This is a genomic window from Malikia sp., from assembly GCF_028687635.1.
Classification (GTDB): Bacteria; Pseudomonadota; Gammaproteobacteria; order Burkholderiales; family Burkholderiaceae_C; genus Malikia.
The window spans coordinates 1-20,825 of the sequence record NZ_JAQTZS010000013.1; the positions used below are offsets into that span (position 1 = coordinate 1).

The 20,825-nt window shown below is 66.5% G+C and carries 20 protein-coding genes; 11 read left to right on the plus strand and 9 right to left on the minus strand.

Features of this window, described 5'->3' with window-relative positions; genetic code table 11:
- Together rpsT and PHR85_RS09375 are read left to right on the plus strand one after the other, a co-directional pair.
- The coding region (rpsT, locus tag PHR85_RS09370) for a 30S ribosomal protein S20 (RefSeq protein ID WP_300053665.1) at positions 1–143 on the plus strand (143 nt) is incomplete at its 5' end.
- A 260-nt stretch (positions 144–403) separates the two neighbouring features.
- Positions 404–2,719: a tetratricopeptide repeat protein gene (locus tag PHR85_RS09375; RefSeq protein ID WP_300053448.1), complete on the plus strand. Its 2,316-nt coding sequence runs from the start codon at positions 404–406 to the stop codon at positions 2,717–2,719.
- A 21-nt stretch (positions 2,720–2,740) separates the two neighbouring features.
- Here the strand turns inward: PHR85_RS09375 and PHR85_RS09380 are convergent, their stop codons facing one another.
- Positions 2,741–3,058, minus strand: a complete 318-nt coding sequence (locus PHR85_RS09380) for a DUF3579 domain-containing protein (protein ID WP_300053450.1) — start codon at positions 3,056–3,058, stop codon at positions 2,741–2,743.
- Positions 3,059–3,325: 267 nt separating this feature from the next.
- Here PHR85_RS09380 and PHR85_RS09385 point away from each other — a divergent pair, with 267 nt between their 5' ends.
- From PHR85_RS09385 to kynB, 5 genes are read left to right on the plus strand one after another with little or no spacing between them, the layout of a single operon-like run.
- Complete coding sequence (locus tag PHR85_RS09385) at positions 3,326–4,525, plus strand: aspartate aminotransferase family protein (RefSeq protein ID WP_300053454.1); 1,200 nt, start codon at positions 3,326–3,328, stop codon at positions 4,523–4,525.
- A gap of 8 nt (positions 4,526–4,533) precedes the next feature.
- A complete protein-coding gene (gene argF, locus PHR85_RS09390; RefSeq protein ID WP_300053456.1) occupies positions 4,534–5,505 on the plus strand; it encodes an ornithine carbamoyltransferase in 972 nt (323 codons plus the stop codon).
- A gap of 11 nt (positions 5,506–5,516) precedes the next feature.
- Positions 5,517–6,449 (plus strand): class I SAM-dependent methyltransferase, encoded by a 933-nt coding sequence (locus tag PHR85_RS09395; protein WP_300053458.1) that lies wholly within the window; start codon positions 5,517–5,519, stop codon positions 6,447–6,449.
- On the plus strand, positions 6,446–6,760 hold the full coding sequence (locus tag PHR85_RS09400; protein ID WP_300053461.1) for a YkgJ family cysteine cluster protein: 315 nt from the start codon (positions 6,446–6,448) through the stop codon (positions 6,758–6,760). Before PHR85_RS09395 ends, PHR85_RS09400 begins: the two co-directional genes overlap by 4 nt.
- Before the next feature lie 8 nt (positions 6,761–6,768).
- Entirely contained in the window at positions 6,769–7,431 is a 663-nt protein-coding gene (kynB, locus tag PHR85_RS09405) for an arylformamidase (RefSeq protein WP_300053463.1), read from the plus strand.
- 14 nt (positions 7,432–7,445) lie between these two features.
- Here the strand turns inward: kynB and PHR85_RS09410 are convergent, their stop codons facing one another.
- The 5 genes from PHR85_RS09410 to PHR85_RS09430 all read right to left on the minus strand — a co-directional run bounded on the left by PHR85_RS09410 (position 7,446) and on the right by PHR85_RS09430 (position 13,824).
- Positions 7,446–8,861 carry a methyl-accepting chemotaxis protein gene (locus PHR85_RS09410; protein WP_300053466.1) on the minus strand — a complete coding sequence of 472 codons (1,416 nt, stop codon included), beginning with the start codon at positions 8,859–8,861 and terminating at the stop codon, positions 7,446–7,448.
- Between the two features lie 232 nt (positions 8,862–9,093).
- The gene (locus PHR85_RS09415; RefSeq protein WP_300053469.1) at positions 9,094–9,972 is read right to left on the minus strand and encodes a ribose-phosphate diphosphokinase; all 879 of its coding nucleotides are present in this window, start codon (positions 9,970–9,972) and stop codon (positions 9,094–9,096) included.
- Positions 9,972–11,501 (minus strand): thymidine phosphorylase family protein, encoded by a 1,530-nt coding sequence (locus PHR85_RS09420; RefSeq protein ID WP_300053667.1) that lies wholly within the window; start codon positions 11,499–11,501, stop codon positions 9,972–9,974. Before PHR85_RS09420 ends, PHR85_RS09415 begins: the two co-directional genes overlap by 1 nt.
- A 115-nt stretch (positions 11,502–11,616) precedes the next feature.
- The gene (locus tag PHR85_RS09425) at positions 11,617–12,813 is read right to left on the minus strand and encodes an FAD-dependent monooxygenase (RefSeq protein ID WP_300053471.1); all 1,197 of its coding nucleotides are present in this window, start codon (positions 12,811–12,813) and stop codon (positions 11,617–11,619) included.
- Positions 12,814–12,822: 9 nt separating this feature from the next.
- Positions 12,823–13,824, minus strand: a complete 1,002-nt coding sequence (locus PHR85_RS09430) for a S49 family peptidase (RefSeq protein ID WP_300053473.1) — start codon at positions 13,822–13,824, stop codon at positions 12,823–12,825.
- A gap of 198 nt (positions 13,825–14,022) precedes the next feature.
- On the opposite strand from PHR85_RS09430, the gene PHR85_RS09435 reads away from it, so the two are divergent.
- Positions 14,023–14,631: a Maf family nucleotide pyrophosphatase gene (locus PHR85_RS09435; RefSeq protein ID WP_300053475.1), complete on the plus strand. Its 609-nt coding sequence runs from the start codon at positions 14,023–14,025 to the stop codon at positions 14,629–14,631.
- Positions 14,628–15,404: an SAM-dependent methyltransferase gene (locus PHR85_RS09440; protein ID WP_300053478.1), complete on the plus strand. Its 777-nt coding sequence runs from the start codon at positions 14,628–14,630 to the stop codon at positions 15,402–15,404. Before PHR85_RS09435 ends, PHR85_RS09440 begins: the two co-directional genes overlap by 4 nt.
- Before the next feature lie 130 nt (positions 15,405–15,534).
- Here PHR85_RS09440 and PHR85_RS09445 read toward each other — a convergent pair whose 3' ends face one another.
- Positions 15,535–15,663, minus strand: coding sequence for a CDGSH iron-sulfur domain-containing protein (locus tag PHR85_RS09445; protein ID WP_300053480.1), 129 nt, complete (start codon positions 15,661–15,663; stop codon positions 15,535–15,537).
- Between the two features lie 30 nt (positions 15,664–15,693).
- Positions 15,694–16,695, minus strand: coding sequence for a hypothetical protein (locus PHR85_RS09450; RefSeq protein WP_300053482.1), 1,002 nt, complete (start codon positions 16,693–16,695; stop codon positions 15,694–15,696).
- A gap of 399 nt (positions 16,696–17,094) precedes the next feature.
- On the opposite strand from PHR85_RS09450, the gene PHR85_RS09455 reads away from it, so the two are divergent.
- Both PHR85_RS09455 and PHR85_RS09460 read left to right on the plus strand, forming a co-directional pair.
- The gene (locus PHR85_RS09455) at positions 17,095–18,633 is read left to right on the plus strand and encodes a hypothetical protein (RefSeq protein ID WP_300053485.1); all 1,539 of its coding nucleotides are present in this window, start codon (positions 17,095–17,097) and stop codon (positions 18,631–18,633) included.
- 83 nt (positions 18,634–18,716) lie between these two features.
- Entirely contained in the window at positions 18,717–18,983 is a 267-nt protein-coding gene (locus PHR85_RS09460; RefSeq protein WP_300053488.1) for a hypothetical protein, read from the plus strand.
- 218 nt (positions 18,984–19,201) lie between these two features.
- Here the strand turns inward: PHR85_RS09460 and purH are convergent, their stop codons facing one another.
- Entirely contained in the window at positions 19,202–20,788 is a 1,587-nt protein-coding gene (purH, locus tag PHR85_RS09465) for a bifunctional phosphoribosylaminoimidazolecarboxamide formyltransferase/IMP cyclohydrolase (protein ID WP_300053491.1), read from the minus strand.
- Positions 20,789–20,825: the final 37 nt, after the last annotated feature.

The following is a 20,825-nucleotide window of genomic DNA, read 5'->3' on the forward strand; positions in this document are numbered from 1 at the left end:
ACAAGAGCAAGGCCACCGAGCTGTTTGCCAAGATGCAAGCCGTGGTCGACACCATCGCCGACAAGGGCATCTTCCACAAGAACAAGGCCGCTCGCGACAAGAGCCGCCTGTCCGCCAAGGTCAAGGCCCTGGCCGCCGCCTAATCAGGCAACCATCGCCCGGTTCGATCGCAGGATCGAACCGCGTTTGCCCCGGGTGCGCTGCCAGCAGAACAGTCAACCCAGCAAAAAGCCGCTACCGCAAAACGGGAGCGGCTTTTTCTTTGCCCGGCGCCAGCCGACGGGAAAACCGCCAGGGCCGTTCCTTGAAAAGGAATAAAATAATAAAAATTACATTGTTGCTGCCACTTGACGAAAATTCGACGGTTCGTGAGGTGATCGCGGCTTAAAACCATTGAAGCGTTATGCACTGCAGATCCTGCGGCTTTGAGCTGCCCGACGAAGCCAAACTCTGTACCGCCTGCGGTGTGGAACAGCCCGCAGGACTCACGGCCGCCACCGAGACCGATTCCGGGCTGGCTCAGCAAAGCCCGGTGACTGCGTCCGATGCAACCGACCAGCAAGCGGCCGATGCCCAGGCACTGCTGGCCTTGATAGGCTCCAAGTCGTCCTTGGTCGCCGACCTCGACGCTGGCGCGCCTCCGCGGACAAGCGAGACAGGCGACGGCACGGCGACGGAGCCAGCGCCAGAGCCCAAGCGCAAGCGCAAGCCCAGGAAGAAGCCCGAGCCAGATGAGGCAGTCTTGCCACCCGAGCCCGAGCCCGAGCCAGAACCAGAACCCGTGCCTGCGCCCAAGCCCAAGCGCAAGGCCAGGAAGAAGTCCGAGCCGCCCGAGGTGGTCTTGCCGCCTGAGCCGGAGCCAGAGCCAGAACCAGAACCAGAGCAAGTTCCAGCCGCAGCGGAACCAGCACCTGCCGCAACGGCCGCACCCATCGTCTCCGAGGACGCCCTGGCCTTGTTCCTGGCGGAAACGCTGGGGGTACCCTCTGCCACGGAGGACAGCAAGCCAGCCGAGAGCCTTGATGAGTCGCTTGAGCAGCCGCCCCGGGCCGCCGAGGATGAAGCTCGATCGGCGGCGGCCAACGAATCCGTCCAGCAGGCCAAGGCCCCTGACGAGATCGTGCCGCTTGCCGACGAAGTCATGACGGCCGGCACGGTGGCAACGGTGGAAAAGACCGCCGAGCCAGAGCCCGAGCCCGTGTCAATGCCAGAGCCAGAGCCAGCCATCGTGGAAGACCGAACGAACATCCCCCTCCCCCCCGAGGAGGCCAGCGCGCTCGCCCAAACGACTGCCGCGCCCGCGCCCGCGCCCGCGCCTGAGCCCGCGCCTGAGACTGGCAAAGCGCCCGATCCCGTGCTGGAACCGCAAGACATTCCATCCCCGCAGCGGCCCGAGCCCAAGCTGAACCACGAACCGGAATCCGCTACATTCAGCGCGAAACCGCTGCCTGCAGCCGGCGTCGAGCCAGTGGCGGCGGTGAAAAAATACAAGACCTGGCTCTATGCGGGAGCCGCCTCGCTGGTGGTCGCTGGCGCCGGCGCAATCGGGTACTGGGGCTGGAGCCAGAAAGCCGTGATCGAGGAGCAGGCGAACGTGATCGCCCGCTATCAGCAGGAAACCCTGATCCGCCTGGCCGACGAAGCGCGAAAGAAAGCCGAGGAGGAAGCGGCCGCGGTGGCAGCCGCCGCCAAGACCGAAATCGAAACCGAAAGCCCGCCGGCAGCCACCGAAGCCGCTGCGCCGACCGCCGGAACGGTCGAGACCGCCAAAACCGGCAAGAACCAGCCAGGCACCGAGGTGAAGCCGCCGCCAGTCAAGCCGAAAGCCCAACCGAGGGAGGACATCGTGCCGGCGGCGCCCAACCCTTCCATGAGGGAGGCGACCCACCACGCGCCGCGCCCGCGCGCGCGCAGCACACCCGAGGAAGCCAGCGGCATGCCGGTGCTGGTGACCCATGCGCCGCGCCCGCGCAGTGCGCCAGTCGAAAGACTCGCGCCGGTCGAGGTCAGATCGGAGCCCGTGGCAATGGTTGCCGCGAATGGCCGCCCCAGCTACAAGCCGGCTACCCAGACGAGCGAGCCATCCATCTCGATCAGCGCCGATATGTCACTGCGGGCACGCTACATGACCGCGACACCGGAAGAGCTGGTGACCCATGCCTCGCAATGCTCGGGCATCAACCCCTGCGCCATGGTCATGATGGCCGCCGCCGACCCACACAACGAGGCCGCGATCCAGGCCGCGATGGCAAAGGCCCAGGCCTACAACCGTGCCCCAACGGGTAACCGCAAAGCCGCCGCCAACCTGAGCCAGCAAGGCCAGGCCGAGCAGCAAAGGGGCAATCACCAGCGGGCCATCGAACTGTTCCGACAAGCCTTGGCATCGGATCCTTCACATGCCGGCACGCTGTCCCTGCTGGCGCAGTCGCTGCTGAGCAGGGGCGAACTCGAAGAAAGCGGCCAGGTACTGGCATCGGCGCTGGCGATAGATCCGTCCCGGACCTCGACCTGGATCGAGGTCGCCGATCTGTTCGCGCTCAAGGGCAATAACGAGATCGCCCACAACGCGATGGTGCTGGCCTACCGCCTATGGCCGGACAAGGTCAGGGCGAGACGGTACTTCCAGGCCAGCGCCCAGAACGATGAACGCCCTGAACTCAGGCCACTCTACCAATCGGCGTTACGCTCGATCCAGAAGATCTCACTCAGAGGCAGCTGACGGCCTGGGGCCGGAGGCGAGTCAGGTGGCGGGAAGGTCGGGTAGCAGGCAGGCCTCGACCACCTGCAGGTCGTTGTCGCGCGCGAAGCCCATCACGAAGTTCCAGGCCATCAGGTCGAAGTCGCGCAGGTCGGCGTGCACCACGACGCACTTGACGCCGTTGATGACCTTGGGAATGCACCAGGGCGAATAGCTGAGGTGGGCACCTGGCAGATTGCCACCCGGTCTGAACTGGCTCATCACGCCCGCCAGCCGCTCCGCCCAGTCACTGGGGCGGAAGGTCCGGCCACTGTGGGTGACACCCTGAATGAAGAATTCTTTGGCGGAGGGAGAGAGCATCGGGGCAGAGTCCTCTGGAAACGGATGGACATGACGGCGCTGAGGATCGCTCAATTCCGTGTGAGGAGTGAGCGAAATTCTATCTTATATAAGACTCAGGACAAGCCATGGCACTTATGCCGGCGCGATATGGGAAGCCGCATCCCGGCGTCATGAAAGCATGCCAGGACTGGACCTAAAATGCCAACAGACGCCATCCGGTCAATGCCCGGGTCCGGCCCGTCCAACACAGACTCACCGTTTTTCACGTTTTTTGGAAACCTCGCCATGTCCAACGCTGCTCCGGTCGAACCGCATGTCATGAACACCTACGGCCGCCTGCCGATCGCGCTCTCGCACGGCCACGGCTGCCGCGTCTGGGACGTGAATGGCAAGGAATACCTGGATGCGCTCGGCGGCATCGCCGTCAACACGCTGGGCCACGCGCATCCCAAGCTGGTACCCGCGCTGCAAGAGCAGATCGGCAAGCTGATCCACATCAGCAACTACTACTACAACCCGGCCACCGAGCAGCTCGCCGCCATGCTGTGCGAACGCTCGGGGCTGGACAAGGTGTTCTTCTGCTCCAGCGGCCTGGAAGCCAACGAGGCCGCGCTCAAGCTGGCGCGCAAGTTCGGCCATGACAAGGGCATCGACCGGCCCGAGATCGTGGTCTACGAGAAGGCCTTCCACGGCCGCTCGATCGCCACGCTGAGCGCGACTGGCAACCCCAAGGTGCAAGCCGGCTTCGGCCCGCTGGTCGAGGGCTTCATCCGCGTGCCGCTCAATGACATCGAGGCGATCAAGCAGGCCACCGCCGGCAACCCGAACGTGGTGGCGGTGTTCTTCGAGGCGATCCAGGGCGAAGGCGGCGTGCACCCGATGGACGCCGACTACATGCGCGAGGTGCGCGCCCTGTGCGACGCCAACGACTGGCTGCTGATGATCGACGAGGTGCAGTGCGGCATGGGCCGCACCGGCAAATGGTTCGCGCACCAGTGGGCCGGCATCCAGCCCGACGTGATGCCGCTGGCCAAGGGCCTGGGCTCGGGCGTGCCGATCGGCGCCGTCGTCGCCGGCCCCAAGGCCGCCAGCATCTTCGGCCCCGGCAACCATGGCACCACCTTCGGCGGCAACCCGCTGGCGGTACGCGCTGGCCTGGAAACGATCCGCATCATGGAGGAAGACGGCCTGCTTGAGAACGCCGCCCAGGTCGGCCAGCACCTGCAGACCGCCCTCGTCACGCAGCTGATGGGCGTGGCCGGCGTGAAAGAGGTGCGCGGCAAGGGCCTGATGCTGGGCATCGAGCTCGACCGCCCCTGCGGCGTGCTGGTCAACCGCTGCGCCGAGGCCGGCCTGCTGCTGAGCGTGACCGCCGACAGCGTGATCCGCATGGTGCCGCCGCTGATCCTGTCGGTGGCCGAGGCCGACGAGATCGTCGCCAAGCTGGTCCCGCTGATCAAGGCCTTCCTGGCCGAACAAGCCTGAGCCCGGTCATGAACGCGTCCATCACTCCCCCGGTGCCGGTCCGGCATTACCTGCAGTTCAAGGACTTCAGCGCCGACGAATACGCCTACCTGCTCGAACGCATCTGGCTGATCAAGCGCAAGTTCAAGACCTACCAGAAGCACCACACGCTGACCGATCGCACGCTGGCCATGATCTTCGAGAAGGCCAGCACCCGCACCCGCGTGAGCTTCGAGGCCGGCATGTACCAGCTCGGCGGCAGCGTGGTGCACCTGACCACCGGCGACAGCCAGCTGGGCCGTTCGGAGCCGATCGAGGACAGCGCGCGCGTGATCAGCCGCATGACCGACATCGTGATGATCCGCACCTTCGGCCAGGAGAAGATCGAACGCTTCGCGGCGCATTCGCGGGTGCCGGTCATCAACGGCCTGACCAACGAGTTCCACCCCTGCCAGATCCTGGCCGACCTGTTCACCTGGCTCGAACACCGTGGCCGGCGCGCCGATGGCAGCATCGACCCGGACGCGCTGCGCGGCAAGACCGTGGCCTGGGTCGGCGATGGCAACAACATGGCCAACACCTGGCTGCAGGCGGCCGAGCTGCTGGGCTTCAAGGTCCATGTCAGCACGCCGAGCGGCTACGAGGTCGATGCCAGCATCGCCGGCGTCAACCGCGGCGACTGCTGGCAGGTGTTCGACGATCCGATGGAAGCCTGCCGTGGCGCCGATCTGGTCACGACCGACGTCTGGACCAGCATGGGCTGGGAGGCCGAGAACGAGAAGCGCATGCAAGCCTTCGCGGCCTGGTGCGTGACGCCCGGGATGATGGCGATGGCGCAGCCCGATGCGCTGTTCATGCACTGCCTGCCGGCGCACCGAGGCGAGGAAGTCACGGCCGACGTGATCGACGGGCCGCAGAGCGTGGTCTGGGACGAGGCCGAGAACCGCATGCATGTGCAGAAGGCGCTGATGGAGTATCTGCTGCTGGGCCGTCTGGCCTGAGCGCGCAGCCGATGCAAGCCCTGCTCGACGCGATCGCGCGTGCCGACAAACCCGCCGAGGCGTCACGCCTGTTCCACGGCCGCGGCGGCCTCTACCCGGGCTGCGAGCACCTGGCGCTCGACGCCTATCCGCCGGTCTGGCTGCTGACCAGCTTCCAGCCGCTGGGCGAAGACGAGCTGGACCAGATCCAGGCAGCGCTGGCCAGGCGCTGGAACGAGATCGCCCCGGGCGAGCCGCTGAACTGGGTCTACCAGTGCCGCTTCGAGGGCCGCACCGACACCCGGCTGATGGCCGGCAGCGTGCCCGAGCCGCATGTGGTGAACGAGCGCGGCGCGCGCTACCTGGTGCACCTGCTCAGGGGCCAGAACCACGGCCTGTTCCTCGACATGGCCGAGGGCCGGGCCTGGGTGCGCGACCACGCGGCCAGCCATCCGCGCCTGAAGATGCTCAACCTGTTCGCCTACACCTGCGCCTTCTCGGTCGCGGCGCTGCAGGGCGGCGCGCGCCAGGTGGTCAACCTTGACATGAGCGCGGGCGCCATCGCTACGGGTCAGCAGAACCACGCGCTCAACGACCTGCGGGGGCGCGCCAGCTTCCTGTCGCACGACCTGTTCAAGACCTGGGGCAAGATCACGCGCGGCGGCCCCTACGACCTGATCGTGGTCGACCCGCCCAGCTACCAGAAGGGCAGCTTCGTCGCCAGCCAGGACTACCGCAAGCTGATGCGCCGCCTGCCCGACCTGCTGATTCCGGGCGCACGGGTGCTGATCTGCCTCAACGCCCCCGAACTGAGCCCGACCTTCCTGCGGGAGCAGATGCAGGAGGCCGCGCCCGAACTGGTCTTCGAGCAGCGGCTGCCGAACCCGGCGGCATTCGCCGACATCTCGCCCGACCGCGCGCTCAAGGTACTGGTGTACCGCGCGCCCGACCTGCCATCACCATGAGCCAATGCCAGAGCTGCGGCGCCTGCTGCGCCAACTTCCGCGTCGATTTCTCGATCTACGAACTCGATACCGAGGGCGGATCCGTGCCCGCCGGCCTGACGGTCGAGGTCAACGGCAACACCGCGCGCATGCGCGGCACCGACCATGTGCCGATCCGCTGCGCCGCGCTGTGCGGCAAGCTGGGCGAGCAGATCGGCTGCGGCATCTACGAATGGCGGCCCTCGCCCTGCCGTGAGTTCGAGGAAGGCAGCGATGCCTGCAACCGCGCGCGGGCGCGCCACGGCATGCCGGCGATCGGCAGCCCCTTCTGAGCCGTGTCATGAGCCGGATCTGGGACATCTCGCCGCCGGTCGCGGCGTCCAGCCCGGTCTACCCGGGCGATGCGCCTTACCGCCGCGAGTGGCAGAGCCGGATCGGTCCGGACTGCGCGGTCAACCTCAGCGCCATCACGCTCACGCCCCATGTCGGCGCCCATGCCGATGCCCCGCTGCACTATGACACGGCGGGACAATCGGCTGGCGGGATGGACCTGGCGCCCTTCATCGGCCACTGTCGCGTGATCCATGCCATCGGCTGCGGCCCCCGGGTGCGGTGGCGCGACCTCGCCCACGCGCTGCCCGCTGACCAGGCCATCCCGGCGCGCATCCTGATCCGGACCTACCGGCGGCAACCCAGGCAGTGGGACCCGGACCTGGCCGGCATCGCGCCCGAAGCGATCGAACGCCTGGCCGGGCTCGGCGTGCGGCTGATCGGCATCGACAGCGCCAGCATCGACCCGGCCGACAGCGTCGCGCTGGAAAGTCACCAGGCGCTGCGCCGCGGCGACCTGCGCGTGCTGGAAAACCTCTGCCTCGACGCGGTGGCCGAAGGCGACTACGAGCTGATCGCGTTGCCGCTCAAGCTGATGGACTGCGAGGCCAGCCCGGTGCGCGCGGTGCTGCGGCCGTTCACGGACGGGCCGCCCTTGGCCATGCCAAGGTAGTACCGCCCGCCGCGTCAGGCGGACTTGAACACCGCGATGACCTGGAGCAACTGCTCGGCCTGGTTGTTGAGGCTGCGCGCCGCGGCCAGCGACTGCTCGGCCAAGGCCGCGTTGCGCTGCGTCGAGTCATCGAGCATGTTGACGGAATCATTGATCTGACGAATGCCACTCGCCTCCTCGCCCGTGGTGCGGCTGATGCCTTCGATGATCACGCTCACCCTGCCCGCGCTCTCGACCACCTCGGAGATCGTCGTTCCAGCGGAACGCACCAGCAGGGTGCCGGCCCCGACCTTTTCGATGCTCGCGCCGATCAGCTCCTTGATTTCCTTGGCGGCGAGCGCGCTGCGCTGCGCGAGCGTGCGCACCTCGGCGGCCACCACGGCGAAGCCCCGGCCCTGCTCGCCGGCGCGCGCGGCCTCGACCGAGGCATTGAGCGCCAGGATATTGGTCTGGAACGCGATGCCGTCGATCACGCCGATGATGTCGCCGATCTTCTGGCTGCTCTCGTTGATGTCGTCCATCGTGCTGACCACCTTGCCGACGACCTGGCCACCACGCTGCGCGGCATCGGCGTTGAGCTGTGCCATCTCCCTGGCCTGGTGCGCGAAATCATCGCTCTGCCGGATGGCGGAGGTGAACTCCTCCAGGCTGGCCGCCGTCTGCTCGATGCTGCTGGCCGCGCTCTCGGTACGGGCGCTGAGGTTCTGGTTGCCCGCGGCGATCTCCTCGCTGGCCGAGCGCATGTGGTCGATCGAGTCACGCATCGTCGTCACGGCCTGCTGCATGCGCTGCAAGGTGGACTGCAGCGCCTGACCCAGCGGCGTGCTGGCCTCGAAACCCTGGGCGTCGAGCGCGATGCCGTCGGGCTGGTTGACGCGCTGCACCATGACCTGCAGCTCAACGCCCTCGCGCGCCACGCGCACCAGACCCGCGACCAGTATCAACTCAAGAGAGGTCTGCACGACGACATAGATCGCGTGCAAGACGACACGCGCGAAATCGGGTTCATTGAGGCAGTAGAAGCCCAGGCCGCTCGCGAGCAGGCGATCGAACAGCAGATGGTGGACGGCGAACAGCACGGCCCCCAGCACGATTGGCCGCCAGTCCAGGTAGACCATCACCAAGGACAGCGTCACGAAAACACCGAAATGGAATTCAACCATGCCGCGCGCGAGCTGGATGTGCAGGATCACGAGACCGACCAGGGTGGCGGTCAGCACCAGGCGCGAACCCAGGCTGGCGCGCGCGGTGAAATAGGCACCAGCGGCCAGCAACATCAGCACGGCCGCGACCACGAAGGCCAGCGTGGACTCAACGAACTGCAGGCCGAGCACGACGGCGCCCACCGCGCCAATGGCATTCGAGAGCAACAGGATCTTGTCGCCCAGCAAGGCACGCTGATCCACGGTGGAAACACTTTGGGCAGCCAAGGTCATGAGTTCACTTTCAGGGGCTGGTGAGGGACGGAAACGAGCGACAAGCCAAGGCGAAGCCGACACCTGGAAGCGGCAGCAGACTCAGCACGTCATGGTCTATGTGCAGAGTGTAACGTTCTCGTCAAAACGGTCAGATCTACCCTTGGTCAGCCGCGATCGCACATCCCATGATCGAGCTGGTCGAGGCGGCGACGGCGCTGGGCTGGCTCGCGCCAGCCGGCGTCGGCTAGCCAGGCACGAGCTCGCGCAAGGCCTGCGCCAGCAGTGGCGCCATCGCCACCACATTGCTGGCATGCGGGATGCAGTCGGTGCTCCAGACCGCGCCGACGCCGGCCTCATGCAGCGCCTGCTCGGCCCCCTCGGCGAACAGCGCATGCGTGACCGCGACATCGACCGAGACCGCGCCCGCCGCCAGCGCCAGCCGCGCGGCCTGCGCCACCGTGTGGCCGGTGCTGGCCATGTCGTCGAGGATCACGACCGAGCAGCCGCGCAGCTCGACCTTGGGCAGCACGATCTCGACCGCTCGGTCACCATGGCGCACCTTGCGGCAGACCGCGCTGTCATGACCGATGCGCAGCGCCGCCTGGCTGATCCACTGGGCTGACTCCTCGTCGGGTCCCAGCAGCAGCGCGCCCGGGCGCTCGCGCGCGATCCAATCGGCCAGCGCCGGGGCGCCGCTGATCCAGATCGGGTCGGGGATTGGGATCGCCTCGCCCAGGGTCGCGATGCGGTGCAGGTGCGGGTCGACCGTGATCACGGCGTCAAACAGCTCGGCCAGGAAGCCGCCGATGACGCGCTGGCTGACCACCTCGCCGGGCGAGAAGGCCATGTCCTGGCGCATATAGGCCAGATAGGGCGTGACCAGCGTCAGGTGGCGCGCGCCAAGCTCGCGCGCGCTGCGCGCGACCAGCAGCAGCTCGACCAGCTTCTCGTTGGGCTGCTGCAGGCCGCGCAGCAGCACGACGCGCTCGGGCAGCCGCGGTGGCAGCCTGAGCTTGAGCTCGCCGTCGGGGAAGCGATGCCGCGCGACGGCGACCGGGGTCAGGCCGGACTCGGCGGCCAGGCGCGAGGCCATCACGGCCTCGTCATCAAAATACAACAGCATCAGAATTCCACGAAAACATGAGGCAGCTCGCCCGGCTGGCCGAGCTGGTAGCCGCTGGATTTGTCACTGGCCTGGCGCGCGAAGTCGAGGTCGGACTGGAAGCCGGCGTGCACGCGATAAAGCAGATCGCCCGGCTGCACCGGATCGCCGAGCTTGCGCGCCAGATCGACCCCGGCGGCGCTCACCTTGGGCGCGCCAGCCAGCCGCGCGATGCGCGCGATCTGCAGATTATCGATGCCCGTGACCACGCCGACCTGGGTCGCGCGGACCTCGAAGCTCAAGGCGCCGAGCCGGGGCCGCTCGTGCTCGAACGGCCTGGCGCCCTGGGCCTCGATGATGGCGCGCATCTTCTCGAGCGCGCGGCCCGAATCGAGGATGTCGCGCGCGATCGCGAAACCGTCGCCGCCCCGGATGTCGGGATCGCATTCGAGCAGGCGGCCTGCCAGGCGCAGCGCCTTCTGGCGCAGGTCCTGCGGCGCGAGCGGGTGGTTCTCGAGCACGCGCATGACATCGCGCGCCTCCAGCACCGGCCCGATGCCGTTGCCGATCGGCTGGCGGCCATCGGTGATCACGACGTCGAGCGAAAGGTCGAGCCGGCGCGCCACGTACTCGAACAGCCGGCGCAGCTTTTGCGCCTCGGGCATCGATCGCACCTTGGCGGTGGGACCGATCGGGATGTCGAGCACCAGGTGGTTGGAGCCGGCGGCGATCTTCTTCGACAGGATCGACGCCACCATCTGCCCCGGCGAATCGAGCGAGAGCGGGCGCTCGACCGAGATCAGCACATCGTCGGCCGGCGACAGGTCGGCGGTGCCACCCCAGGCCAGGCAGGCGCGGTGCTCGCGCACGATCTCCTGCAGCCGCTCCAGCGGCAGCTCGACATCGGCCAGCACCTCCATGGTGTCGGCGGTGCCGGCCGGCGAGGTGATCGCGCGCGACGAGGTCTTGGGGCAGACCAGGCCATGCGCCGCGACGATCGGCACCACCAGCATCGAGGTCCGGTTGCCCGGGATGCCACCGATGCAATGCTTGTCGACCACCAGGCGCTCATGCCAGTCGATGCGGCGACCGGAGGCGATCATGGCCTCGGTCAGGAAATAGACCTCCTCGCGGTCGAGCTCGCCCCGGTTGGTCGCCACCACGAAGGCCGACAGCTCGATCTTGGAATAGCGGTGCTCGGCGATGTCGCGCACGATGGCCTGGAAGTCCTCGCGCCCGAGCCGCTCGCCGTCGATCTTGCGGTGCAGCGCCGAGATCGAGACCGGCGGCTCGGCCTGCGCGATCACCGCCGGATGACCCTTTTCGCAGCCCAGCTGGTCGAACGCATCCTGCGACAGGCCGACCTCATGACACTGCACGATGCGCGGATCGCTCGTGACGTTGAGCGTGGCCAGGATGCGGCGCCCATTGGCCCGGACCTCGACCTTGGACAGGGCCTGAAAGCCCTCGGCGCGATAGACCGCGCAGTCGCGGTTCAGGTAGGCGACGTTCTCGCGGTAGGTGTCGATCGCGACGCGGCGCAGGCGCAGCGGGGCGGTGTCCGGCCGGGTCTGGCAGGGGGTGGCTCCCTCGGCGGTGGCGGGTTCAGCGGGCTTCATGGCGGGCAATCTCCGTGCACGGGGCATGCCCGCACGATACTCCAGTTCAGACTGGCCGCGGCGGACCCCGATAGAGCTCGGGCAGGTCGATCAGGCGCTCGCCCAGCAATCCCATCGCGAGATCACGCCCCCAGCGCAGCGGCCCCGAGGCATGGAAGATGAGGCCGTTGCGGCGCGAGCGCTGCTGGATCCAGCCATTGCGGCGCCAACGCTGCTGCGCCAGCGCCTGCAGCAGGCCGGGCCAGTCGAGCCGGCCCGCCACGCGCCAGCGCGGCTGCTCCAGCAGACGGCCCAGCGTCCAGGCGTCTTCCAGCGCCATCGCCGCGCCCTGCGCCAGGTAGGGCCGGGTCGGGTGCGCGGCGTCACCCAGCAGCGCCACCCTGCCCCGCGCGTGCTCGCGCGGGCCGCGCATCGGCGGGCGAACATTGAGCGGCCAGAGCCGCCATTCGGCCACGGCCTGCAGCAGGCGGTCGAAGTCGCCATGCACGGCCCCCAGCGCGGCGCGCAGCCGCGATGCCTGCGCGGCGTGGTCCCAGCTCTCGGGGTCGGACGGGATCTCGCCCTCGACCACCACGATGATGTTCATCCACTCGCCGGCGCGCACCGGGTAGTTCACCGCGTGCAGCCCGGGCGCCAACCAGACGGTGACCTCGTTGCGGCGCAGGTCCGGCGGCAGATCGGCGACGGGCACCATGGCCCGATAGGCCAGGTCGCCGCTGAAGACGGGCGGGCCGTCGGCCAGCAGCTGGGCACGCACCCGGCTCCAGAGTCCGTCGCAGCCCAGCAGCGCGTCGGCCTGGTAGCGCGCGCCATCCTCGGTCTGCAGCCTGACCCGGGCCTCGTCCTGCTCGAAACCCTGCACCCGCTGGCGCAGCCGGCAATCGACGGACCCCAGCACCTGACGCAGCAGGATCTGGTGCAGGTCGGCGCGGTGCAGGGTCGCGTAGGGCTGGCCGTAGCGCTGGCGTATCGCGGCGCCCAGCGTGAGCTGCCCCAGCAGGCCGCCCGAACGGGCGTCGCGCACACATAAGGCCTCGGGGAAGGCCGCGACCGCGCGCAACCTGGCCTCCAAGCCCCAGTCGTGCAGCACGCGCACCGCATTGGGGCCGAGCTGGATGCCGGCTCCGACCTCGGAGAAGACCTCGGCTTGCTCCAGCAGCGTGACCTTCAGCCCGGCGCGGAGTGCCACCAGCGCGGCACTGAGGCCAGCCATGCCGCCACCCGTCACCAGCAAGTCGTCCATGGCCCCCCCTTAACGCAGCGCCGGCACGGCACGCTGCAACAACAGCATGGCGCTCTCGCCCACGCCGGCGCCGAAGCGCTTGACCAGACGCGAGGCCACGTTCTCGTGCTGGGTGTAGTCGACGATGTCCTCGGCCTTGACCACCTCGCGTGCGACCTGGTCCAGGCTGCCGAAGTCGTCCGCCAGGCCGAGCGCGACCGCCTTCTGGCCGCTCCAGGCCAGGCCACTGAAGAGTTCGGGCGTCTCCTTGAGTCGGTCGCCACGGCCCTGACGCACGACGGCGATGAACTGGGCATGGATCTCGTCGAGCATCTCCTGCGCGTAGGCGCGGTGGGTCGCGTTCTGCGGGCTGAAGGGGTCGAGGAAGCCCTTGTTGGCGCCGGCGGTCAACAAGCGGCGCTCGACGCCGACCTTGTCCATCAGGCCGGTGAAGCCGAAGCCGTCCATCAGCACGCCGATGCTGCCGACGATGCTGGCCTTGTCGACATAGATCCGGTCCGCCGCCGCCGCGATGTAATAGGCGGCCGAGGCGCAGGTCTCCTCGACCACGGCATAGACCGGCTTGTCGTGCAGCTTGCGCAGACGCTGGATCTCGTCGTTGATGAGGCCGGCCTGCACCGGGCTGCCGCCAGGCGAGTTGATCAGCAGCACGATCGCCTTGGCGCCCTCGTCCTCGAAGGCCGTGCGCAGCGAGCCCAGGATGAACTGCGCGCTGGCCTCGGTGTCATGCGAGATCTCGCCACGGATCTCGATCATGGCGGTGTGCGGCGTGGTGATCGCCGCGCCGTCCGGCATCTCGCGATAGGCCAGCCAGAGCAGCACCGACAGGAAAGCCAGCCAGAGCAGGCGCAAGCGGACCTTCCAGCGCCTGGCGGCGCGCTGCTCTTCGAGCGCGGCAAAGGCCAGCCGCTCCAGCGTCTTGCGTTCCCAGCCAGCCTCGGCGGCGGGAGCCGTGGGAGTGGGAATGGATGAAACGGGATCGCTGGCGGGGGCCTGTACGGGGTCTTGCATGGGAGGAATCTGGTGTCGTCGGGCGCGGGGTCCTGCCCTGACTGCCAGCACAAGACGCCATCCCGCTCCAAGAGTGCTATTTTCACCAGCGGACGACGCCCCGTCCCGCCAACCGAGGTCGTGGTGTCGGGTAAAAACAACGCTCCAGAGGCCCGATCATGCCGGATCGAGGTGGCAAGAATCCTGACAATAGCGGTCATGACGCAACAACACCCACTGTCCCACGGCGCCCGCGCGCTGGTGCTGGGCTCGACCTCGCGCTACCGCCGCGAGCTGCTGCAACGCCTGCGCCTGCCGTTCGAGGTGCTGGCCCCCGAAGTCGACGAAACCCCGCTGCCCGGCGAGGCACCGGCCGCGCTGGCGCAGCGCCTGGCGCTGGCCAAGGCGCGCGCCGTCGCCGCGCAGCGCCCCGACGCGATCGTGATCGGCAGCGACCAGGTCGCCGACCTCAACGGCGAGCCGCTCGGCAAGCCCGGCAACCACGAGCGCGCCGTCGCCCAGCTGCGCCGCATGAGCGGCCAGACCGTGCTGTTCCAGACCGCTCTGGCGGTGGTCTGCCAGGAAACTGGCTTCGAGGCCAGCGAGCTCGCCGTGGTCGAGGTCGTGTTCCGCACGCTCGACGACGCCACGATCGAGCGCTACCTGCGCGCCGAGGAGCCCTACGACTGCGCCGGCAGCGCCAAGAGCGAGGGGCTCGGCATCGCGCTGCTGGAGCGCATCGTCAACGACGACCCGACCGCGCTGATCGGCCTGCCGCTGATCCACACCGCCCGCCTGCTGCGCCAGGCCGGGCTGCAGCTGCCATGAGCGCGGCACAGCCACGCGGCAAGCTGTATCTGGTGCCGACGCCGCTGGACTTCGGCTGCGAGGTCGACGCCGGGCTCGGCGCCGCGCTGCCAGATCAGACCATTGCCATCGCCGCCGGCCTGACGCATTGGATCACCGAGAACGCCAAGAGCACGCGCGCCTTCCTGAAACGGGTCGGCGGCTTGCGGGAACTGGCCGCGCCGCTGCAGGAGCAACGGATCACCGAGCTGCCACGTCAGGTGCACAAGAAGGGCGACCACGACGTCGGCGGCGGCTTCGACGCCAAGCCGCTGCTGGCCGCCGCGCTGCGGGGCCAGGACATCGGCCTGGTCAGCGAGGCCGGCATGCCGGCGATCGCCGACCCTGGGTCATCGGTGGTGCGCGCCGCGCACGCGCTGGGGCTGGAGGCGGTGCCGCTGGTGGGGCCGATCTCGCTGATGCTGGCGCTGGCCGCCAGCGGGCTGAACGGCCAGAACTTCGCCTTCGTCGGCTACCTGCCAGCCGACGCCACCGGCCGCGCGCAGCGCATCCGCGAGCTCGAAGCCTTGGCGCAGAAAACCGGCCAGACCCAGCTTTTCATCGAGACGCCCTACCGCAACGCGGCGCTGCTGCGAGGCCTGCTGCAGACGCTCAAGGGCACGACCCGGCTGGCGGTCTGCTGCGGCATCACGCTGCCGCAGCAGCGCGTGCACAGCGGGCTGGTGGCGGATTGGAAGCAGCGTGCGCCCACGCTGCCGCTGGAGCTGCCGGCGGTGTTCTTGATCGGGAAGTGAACTTTTCGATCAGGTGAGGCCGTGCGGGGGCGGGTCCATGGCCTCATCTGTCCGTTACGCGGCCAGCAAATCGGCCATGGGCCTGCCCCCGCACGGCCAAAAACTGGGTGGCCAACGTCCTTCTGCCTGCTCAGAGTTGCTGGTGTGAACCGTCGCAGAAGGACTGCTGCTGGCTCTCGCCACAGGCACACCAGAAGTAGCTCTTGCCCGCCTCGACCTCGACCGGGTAAGGAGCTTTTTGTGCGATGTGGGGTTGCATTGTGAAACTCCCGTTGTTGGACCGAATGGCTCAGGCAGCGAGCTGGCTGGCCTGATGCGCCTTCAGACGACGGCGCAGCTTGCGCATGTAGCCGAAGGCGGCAAAAGCCCCCAGGATGGCAGGCGGGGCGGGAACCTCTTGGTTAATTACAGTCTGGCGCACAGCCCAGTCCTCGGAGCCTGACGAAGCACTCACACCACTTTTTCCTGCGGCGGTTGCCAAATTAATTGCCGCCTGACAATTGGCATCGTAATCTGCATCAGCAGTTGTCGAACAGCCGAACCTCGTATAGAAGAAGACATGGGTGCCTGCCGCTGGATTATAAATTCGCGGCAAATAGACTGTCATGTCCGGACGCCCCCCTCCCGACCCCAGCAAGCCGTAATCAAGCAAGATCGCTCTATCAAAAGGATCAAGATCACCATCAGTGTCAGTGTCTTTCAAATCCAGATCAAAAGCCTTTATCGTTTGGTGACCCGCATTGGGATCGGTCAGCGTCGTGGTAGCCCAAGACTCCAGTGTCGACTGCTTGCCATCAAAGCCTGTGAGATTAGGACTATCAGAGATATAAACCTTCAATTCCGATAGGATGACATACGAAGGGTCATTATCCGGCTCATTCACATCCAGCAAAAACTCGCGGTAGAACTTGTCACGATAAGGATCAGCCAGTCCCGGTATGTTGTAGCCACTAAGAACCGAACTCTCCTCTCTCCTCAAGCTATGAGTCCATGTCCCTGCAGATTCGTCGTATTGAAGATCACTCTGTTTCAGATCGCTATTGATACCTCTTTCAACCGGTGAATCCTGAACTCGAAGGAATGGCTGCATGACACCCGCTCCCGAACTACCCACCCAGTAATTAGGCTGCGCCGTCGTAAATACACCCGCAAAATCACCGATATATGGAAAGATTTCCGTCTTGTTCAGGCTCCCCGTCAAATCGATGAGTTGCTGAGCATGCACTGGAACGCTCGTCAGCACTGACACCAAGCCAGCCAGCGCAATGATTGATTTTTTTGTTTTCAACATACCACCTCCCAAGAAAGTTAATCAGATTCAATCCATAGCAGAAATTACCTGGCATACACACCGATCCAAGCTGCTGGGCAGCCAAGAAAACAAGCCAACCCAGCCACACTCCACGCAACCGTGGCTGATCCTAGATGCACCACCATCAAGTGTCAATATACTCATTTAACCCAGGACATCCCGCAGGAATAGAGGACAAATATCCTATAGGCCTGCTATCTGGGGCTGGGCCAAGATGCACGAATTGCCCGCATCCATTCGGAGACTGCTTGCCAACTGCGGCCTATCATTCCCCTGAAAAGAAGCCATCAGCTCAACAGCCCGGACAAGATTCATCCAATATGAAATACGGCTTTATCGCTAAAAACAGCAAATATATCAAACGAAGGGAGGAAATCAATGGACAACGACAGGTACTCGATAGGGATCGGTGAACAAGCTGCGGCCAGCAGATGGCGCGCAGGCAGTTCCCGGCTGGCGTGGCTCGTGCTGCTGATCACCCCGTGCTGGCTGGCGTCGACTGGCCACGCGCAACAGCTCGCCACCGAGCCCAGTGGCAAACGCGTCGCTGCGCAGGTCAATGGCGCCGAAATCAGCCTGGCTGAAGTCGATCTGCTCTACCGCCGCTCCGCCGCCCCCAACATCCCGCCTGCCGCCGCTGCGGCCCAGCGCCGCGCCATACTGGAGCAGCTGGTGCACACCGAGCTGATGGCGCAGCGTGCGGTATCCATGGGCATGGACACCAACCCCGACCTCAAGGTCGAGGCCCGCCTCCAGCGGCGCCAGGCCCTGGCGCGACTGTTCGAGGCCAAGGCGGTGACGCTCATCCCGGGGACAACGGCCGAGATGGTGCGCCAGACCATCGCGGATAACCCGCTGGTTTTTGCGCAGCGCCATATGATCGAATTCGACCAGGTGCAGCTCGCGCCCGCCGACAAGGCGCTGCTGAAGAAGCTGGACGGTGAGGCCGCCAAAGGCGCCAGCCTTGAGCGCCTGATCGAGCTCGCGCAGGAGGCCGGCGCCAAGCCACGCCGGGTGCTGCGCAAGCATTCGACCGAAAGCATTCCGCCGATACTGGCCCGGGCCATGCTGGCCTCCAAGCCTGGCAAGCCGATCGCCGCCATCCTCGATGAACGCAGCGGCGTCCTGCTGACCGTACGCTCGGCCACCCCGACTCCGCTCGTCGGCCAGGCCGCCGAAAAAGCGGCAGCAGCACTCCTGAACCGACAGCGCAGCCGGGCCGGTCTAGCAGGCTTCAGGGCACAATTTGCCAAGACGGCCTCGATCAACTACTACGGCGAATTCGCCGCCGGTGCCCAGCCCCTGCGCGCTGACAGCGCAGCACTGAAGGACGAAACTGCTGATGCGACGGGGCCGGAAACCCTCGGTCTGGCACTGGATGCCGTACCGTTGCGCGGCACTCCGATTGCACTGACCGCTGCAAGCGCGCTGCTGGTGCTGGCATCCGTCACGCTGGCGGTGCTGCTGCTGCTCACGAGCTTGCGCTGGATCCGTGGCGAGTTCTGGCTGCCGCGCCTGCGCTTCTGGCGCCAGCAAACCCAGCCTGAACTGCTTGTGCCCACCCCGGTGGCAACACCGCCCATGTCGGACGACGACGCGCCCGAAGTGCCGAGCGAGACGCTGCAGGAGGAGGAGCGTGCAGGTCTGCTCGGCCACCTGTTCCTGCTGTCATGGGTCGGCGCCAGCCTGGCACTGCTGGGCTGGCAGTTGCTCATGGTTTGGCAGCGCCTGCCCTGGTGGCTGCTGTCACTGGCGACATTGACCGGCCTGCTGCTGGGTGCCGTGGCAAGCCATGGGTTCGCCCAATCGAACCTGCGCCTGTGGCAGCGTCAGAGGATCTGGTGGCAGCCGCTGCTGTTCGGGTCGCTGCTGCTGGTGAACGCTTTCATCGGCGGCCTGCTGGCAGCGCTGCGCTGAAACCTGCCACTCAGTAATGGTAAGCTGGCGGGTGAAGTCAATCCTCAAGAAAATTCGACAACCCCCAACCCAGGAAACAAGCAATGTCTTCCCTCAAGAACCAGACTGTCGGCGAAGCCATCGGCTACGAAATGATTCTCGCGGTGCTGTTTGCGTCGCAGGACTGCATCAAGCCCGAGTCGCTGTCCGAGATCAGCCAGTCGCTGATCCACACCAACATGTTCGATGCCGTCGAGTCCATGGAGTCGCACGAGAAGCAGGAAATCATCGATGCCGCGCAAGGCGTGGTCGAGCGCGTGAAGAACCTGGCGAGCGCGATCCGTACCGCGACCGGCAAGCAAGGCGACTGACAGTCGTCGCGGCGGCGAGCCCAGAAGCCCGCCAGTTTGGCCAATGCCAGTCGGTTCACGCTGACTGGCATTTTTCGTTGCCGCCTAAAAAGGAGGCGAAAGCCCATGACGGGGTCGGGACGGGAGCTGACGGCCGATTTGCTGGCCGCGCAGCGGACAGATGAGGCAGGCGCGGCTCCCGCCCCGACCTCGTCTGCCTCCAGAAGCACAAAAAGCGATCAGTGACGGAAGTGGCGCACGCCCGTGAAGACCATCGCCACGCCGCGCTCGTTGGCCGCGTCGATGACTTCCTGGTCACGCATCGAGCCGCCCGGCTGGATCACGCAGGTCGCGCCCGCATCGACCACCACGTCCAGACCGTCTCGGAACGGGAAGAAGGCGTCGCTGGCGACAGCCGTGCCCCGCAGCGTCAGCTTGGCGTGCTCGGCCTTGATGCTGGCGATGCGGGCCGAGTCCAGGCGGCTCATCTGGCCGGCACCGACGCCCATGGTCATGCCGTCCTTGCAGAACACGATCGCGTTGGACTTGACGTACTTGGCCACCTTCCAGGCGAACAGCAGGTCTTCCATCTGTTGCGCGGTCGGCTGCTTGACGGTCACGACCCTGAGGTCGGCCAGCGTCATGTCGTGGTTGTCGGCGCTTTGCAGCAGCAGGCCGGAACCGATGCGCTTGATGTCGACCGCGTTGCGGCTGGCTTCGGCGGCGCCTTGCGGCAGCTCGATCTTCATCAGGCGCACATTGGCCTTGGCCTTGAACACGGCCAGCGCCTCGGGCGTGAAGTCGGTCGCGATCAGCACCTCGACGAACTGCTTGGAGACCGCCAGCGCGGCCTCGCCGTCGAGCGGGCGGTTGAAGGCGATGATGCCGCCAAACGCGCTGGTCGGATCGGTCTGGAAGGCCTTGCCGTAGGCTTCGAAAGGATTGGCGCCCACGGCCACGCCACAGGGATTGGCGTGCTTGACGATCACACAGGCGGGCACGTCGAAGCTCTTGACGCATTCCCAGGCGGCATCGGCATCGGCGATGTTGTTGTAGGACAGCTCCTTGCCTTGCAGCTGCACGCCGGTGACCAGCGAGCCCTGGGCCGGGTTCATGTCGCGGTAGTAGGCGGCGCTCTGGTGCGGGTTCTCGCCATAGCGCAGGTCCTGCAGCTTGACGTAGTTGGCGTTGCTTTGACCCGGGAAGGCCAGGCGCTGTGGCTCGGCTTCGTCGCCCGGCACGCCAGCGCTCAGGTTGACCGAGGACAGGTAGTTGCTGATCGCGGCGTCGTAGTTGCTGATGCGGTTGAAGGCAGCGACCGACAGCTTGAAGCGGGTCGTGCTGCTGATGCCGCCGGCCTTGAGCTCGGCCACGACTCCGGCATACTGACCCGCGTCGGTCAGGACCGCGACGTCCTTCCAGTTCTTGGCGGCGGAGCGCACCATGGCCGGGCCGCCGATGTCGATGTTCTCGATCGCATCACCCAGCGTGCAGCCAGGCTTGGCCACGGTGGCCTCGAACGGATACAGGTTGACCACCAGGATGTCGATGGTGCCGATGTTGTGCTCTTTCAGCGCCGCCATGTGCTCGGGGAAGTCACGGCGTGCCAGCAAGCCGCCATGTACCATCGGGTGCAGGGTCTTGACGCGGCCGTCCAGCATCTCGGGGAAGCCGGTCACCTCGGCGACCTCGGTCACGGGCAGGCCGTTGTCGGCCAGCAGCTTGGCGGTGCCGCCAGTCGAGATCAGCTGCACGCCCAGGGCATTGAGTTCGCGCGCGAGCTCGAGCACGCCGGTCTTGTCGGAGACGGAAAGGAGAGCTTTCATGGGTTTTCCAGAGTGAGTAAACAGTAATGCGGTCGCC

Coding starts and splice junctions, on each gene's coding strand:
- purH (WP_300053491.1), bottom strand. CDS start 20,788: ATGAAAGCTCTCCTTTCCGTCTCCGACAAGACCGGCGTGCTCGAGCTC.
- PHR85_RS09455 (WP_300053485.1), top strand. CDS start 17,095: ATGGACAACGACAGGTACTCGATAGGGATCGGTGAACAAGCTGCGGCC.
- PHR85_RS09385 (WP_300053454.1), top strand. CDS start 3,326: ATGTCCAACGCTGCTCCGGTCGAACCGCATGTCATGAACACCTACGGC.
- PHR85_RS09435 (WP_300053475.1), top strand. CDS start 14,023: ATGACGCAACAACACCCACTGTCCCACGGCGCCCGCGCGCTGGTGCTG.
- PHR85_RS09375 (WP_300053448.1), top strand. CDS start 404: ATGCACTGCAGATCCTGCGGCTTTGAGCTGCCCGACGAAGCCAAACTC.
- PHR85_RS09460 (WP_300053488.1), top strand. CDS start 18,717: ATGTCTTCCCTCAAGAACCAGACTGTCGGCGAAGCCATCGGCTACGAA.
- PHR85_RS09425 (WP_300053471.1), bottom strand. CDS start 12,813: ATGGACGACTTGCTGGTGACGGGTGGCGGCATGGCTGGCCTCAGTGCC.
- kynB (WP_300053463.1), top strand. CDS start 6,769: ATGAGCCGGATCTGGGACATCTCGCCGCCGGTCGCGGCGTCCAGCCCG.
- argF (WP_300053456.1), top strand. CDS start 4,534: ATGAACGCGTCCATCACTCCCCCGGTGCCGGTCCGGCATTACCTGCAG.
- PHR85_RS09415 (WP_300053469.1), bottom strand. CDS start 9,972: ATGCTGTTGTATTTTGATGACGAGGCCGTGATGGCCTCGCGCCTGGCC.
- PHR85_RS09450 (WP_300053482.1), bottom strand. CDS start 16,695: ATGTTGAAAACAAAAAAATCAATCATTGCGCTGGCTGGCTTGGTGTCA.
- PHR85_RS09400 (WP_300053461.1), top strand. CDS start 6,446: ATGAGCCAATGCCAGAGCTGCGGCGCCTGCTGCGCCAACTTCCGCGTC.
- PHR85_RS09430 (WP_300053473.1), bottom strand. CDS start 13,824: ATGCAAGACCCCGTACAGGCCCCCGCCAGCGATCCCGTTTCATCCATT.
- PHR85_RS09445 (WP_300053480.1), bottom strand. CDS start 15,663: ATGCAACCCCACATCGCACAAAAAGCTCCTTACCCGGTCGAGGTCGAG.
- PHR85_RS09440 (WP_300053478.1), top strand. CDS start 14,628: ATGAGCGCGGCACAGCCACGCGGCAAGCTGTATCTGGTGCCGACGCCG.
- PHR85_RS09380 (WP_300053450.1), bottom strand. CDS start 3,058: ATGCTCTCTCCCTCCGCCAAAGAATTCTTCATTCAGGGTGTCACCCAC.
- PHR85_RS09395 (WP_300053458.1), top strand. CDS start 5,517: ATGCAAGCCCTGCTCGACGCGATCGCGCGTGCCGACAAACCCGCCGAG.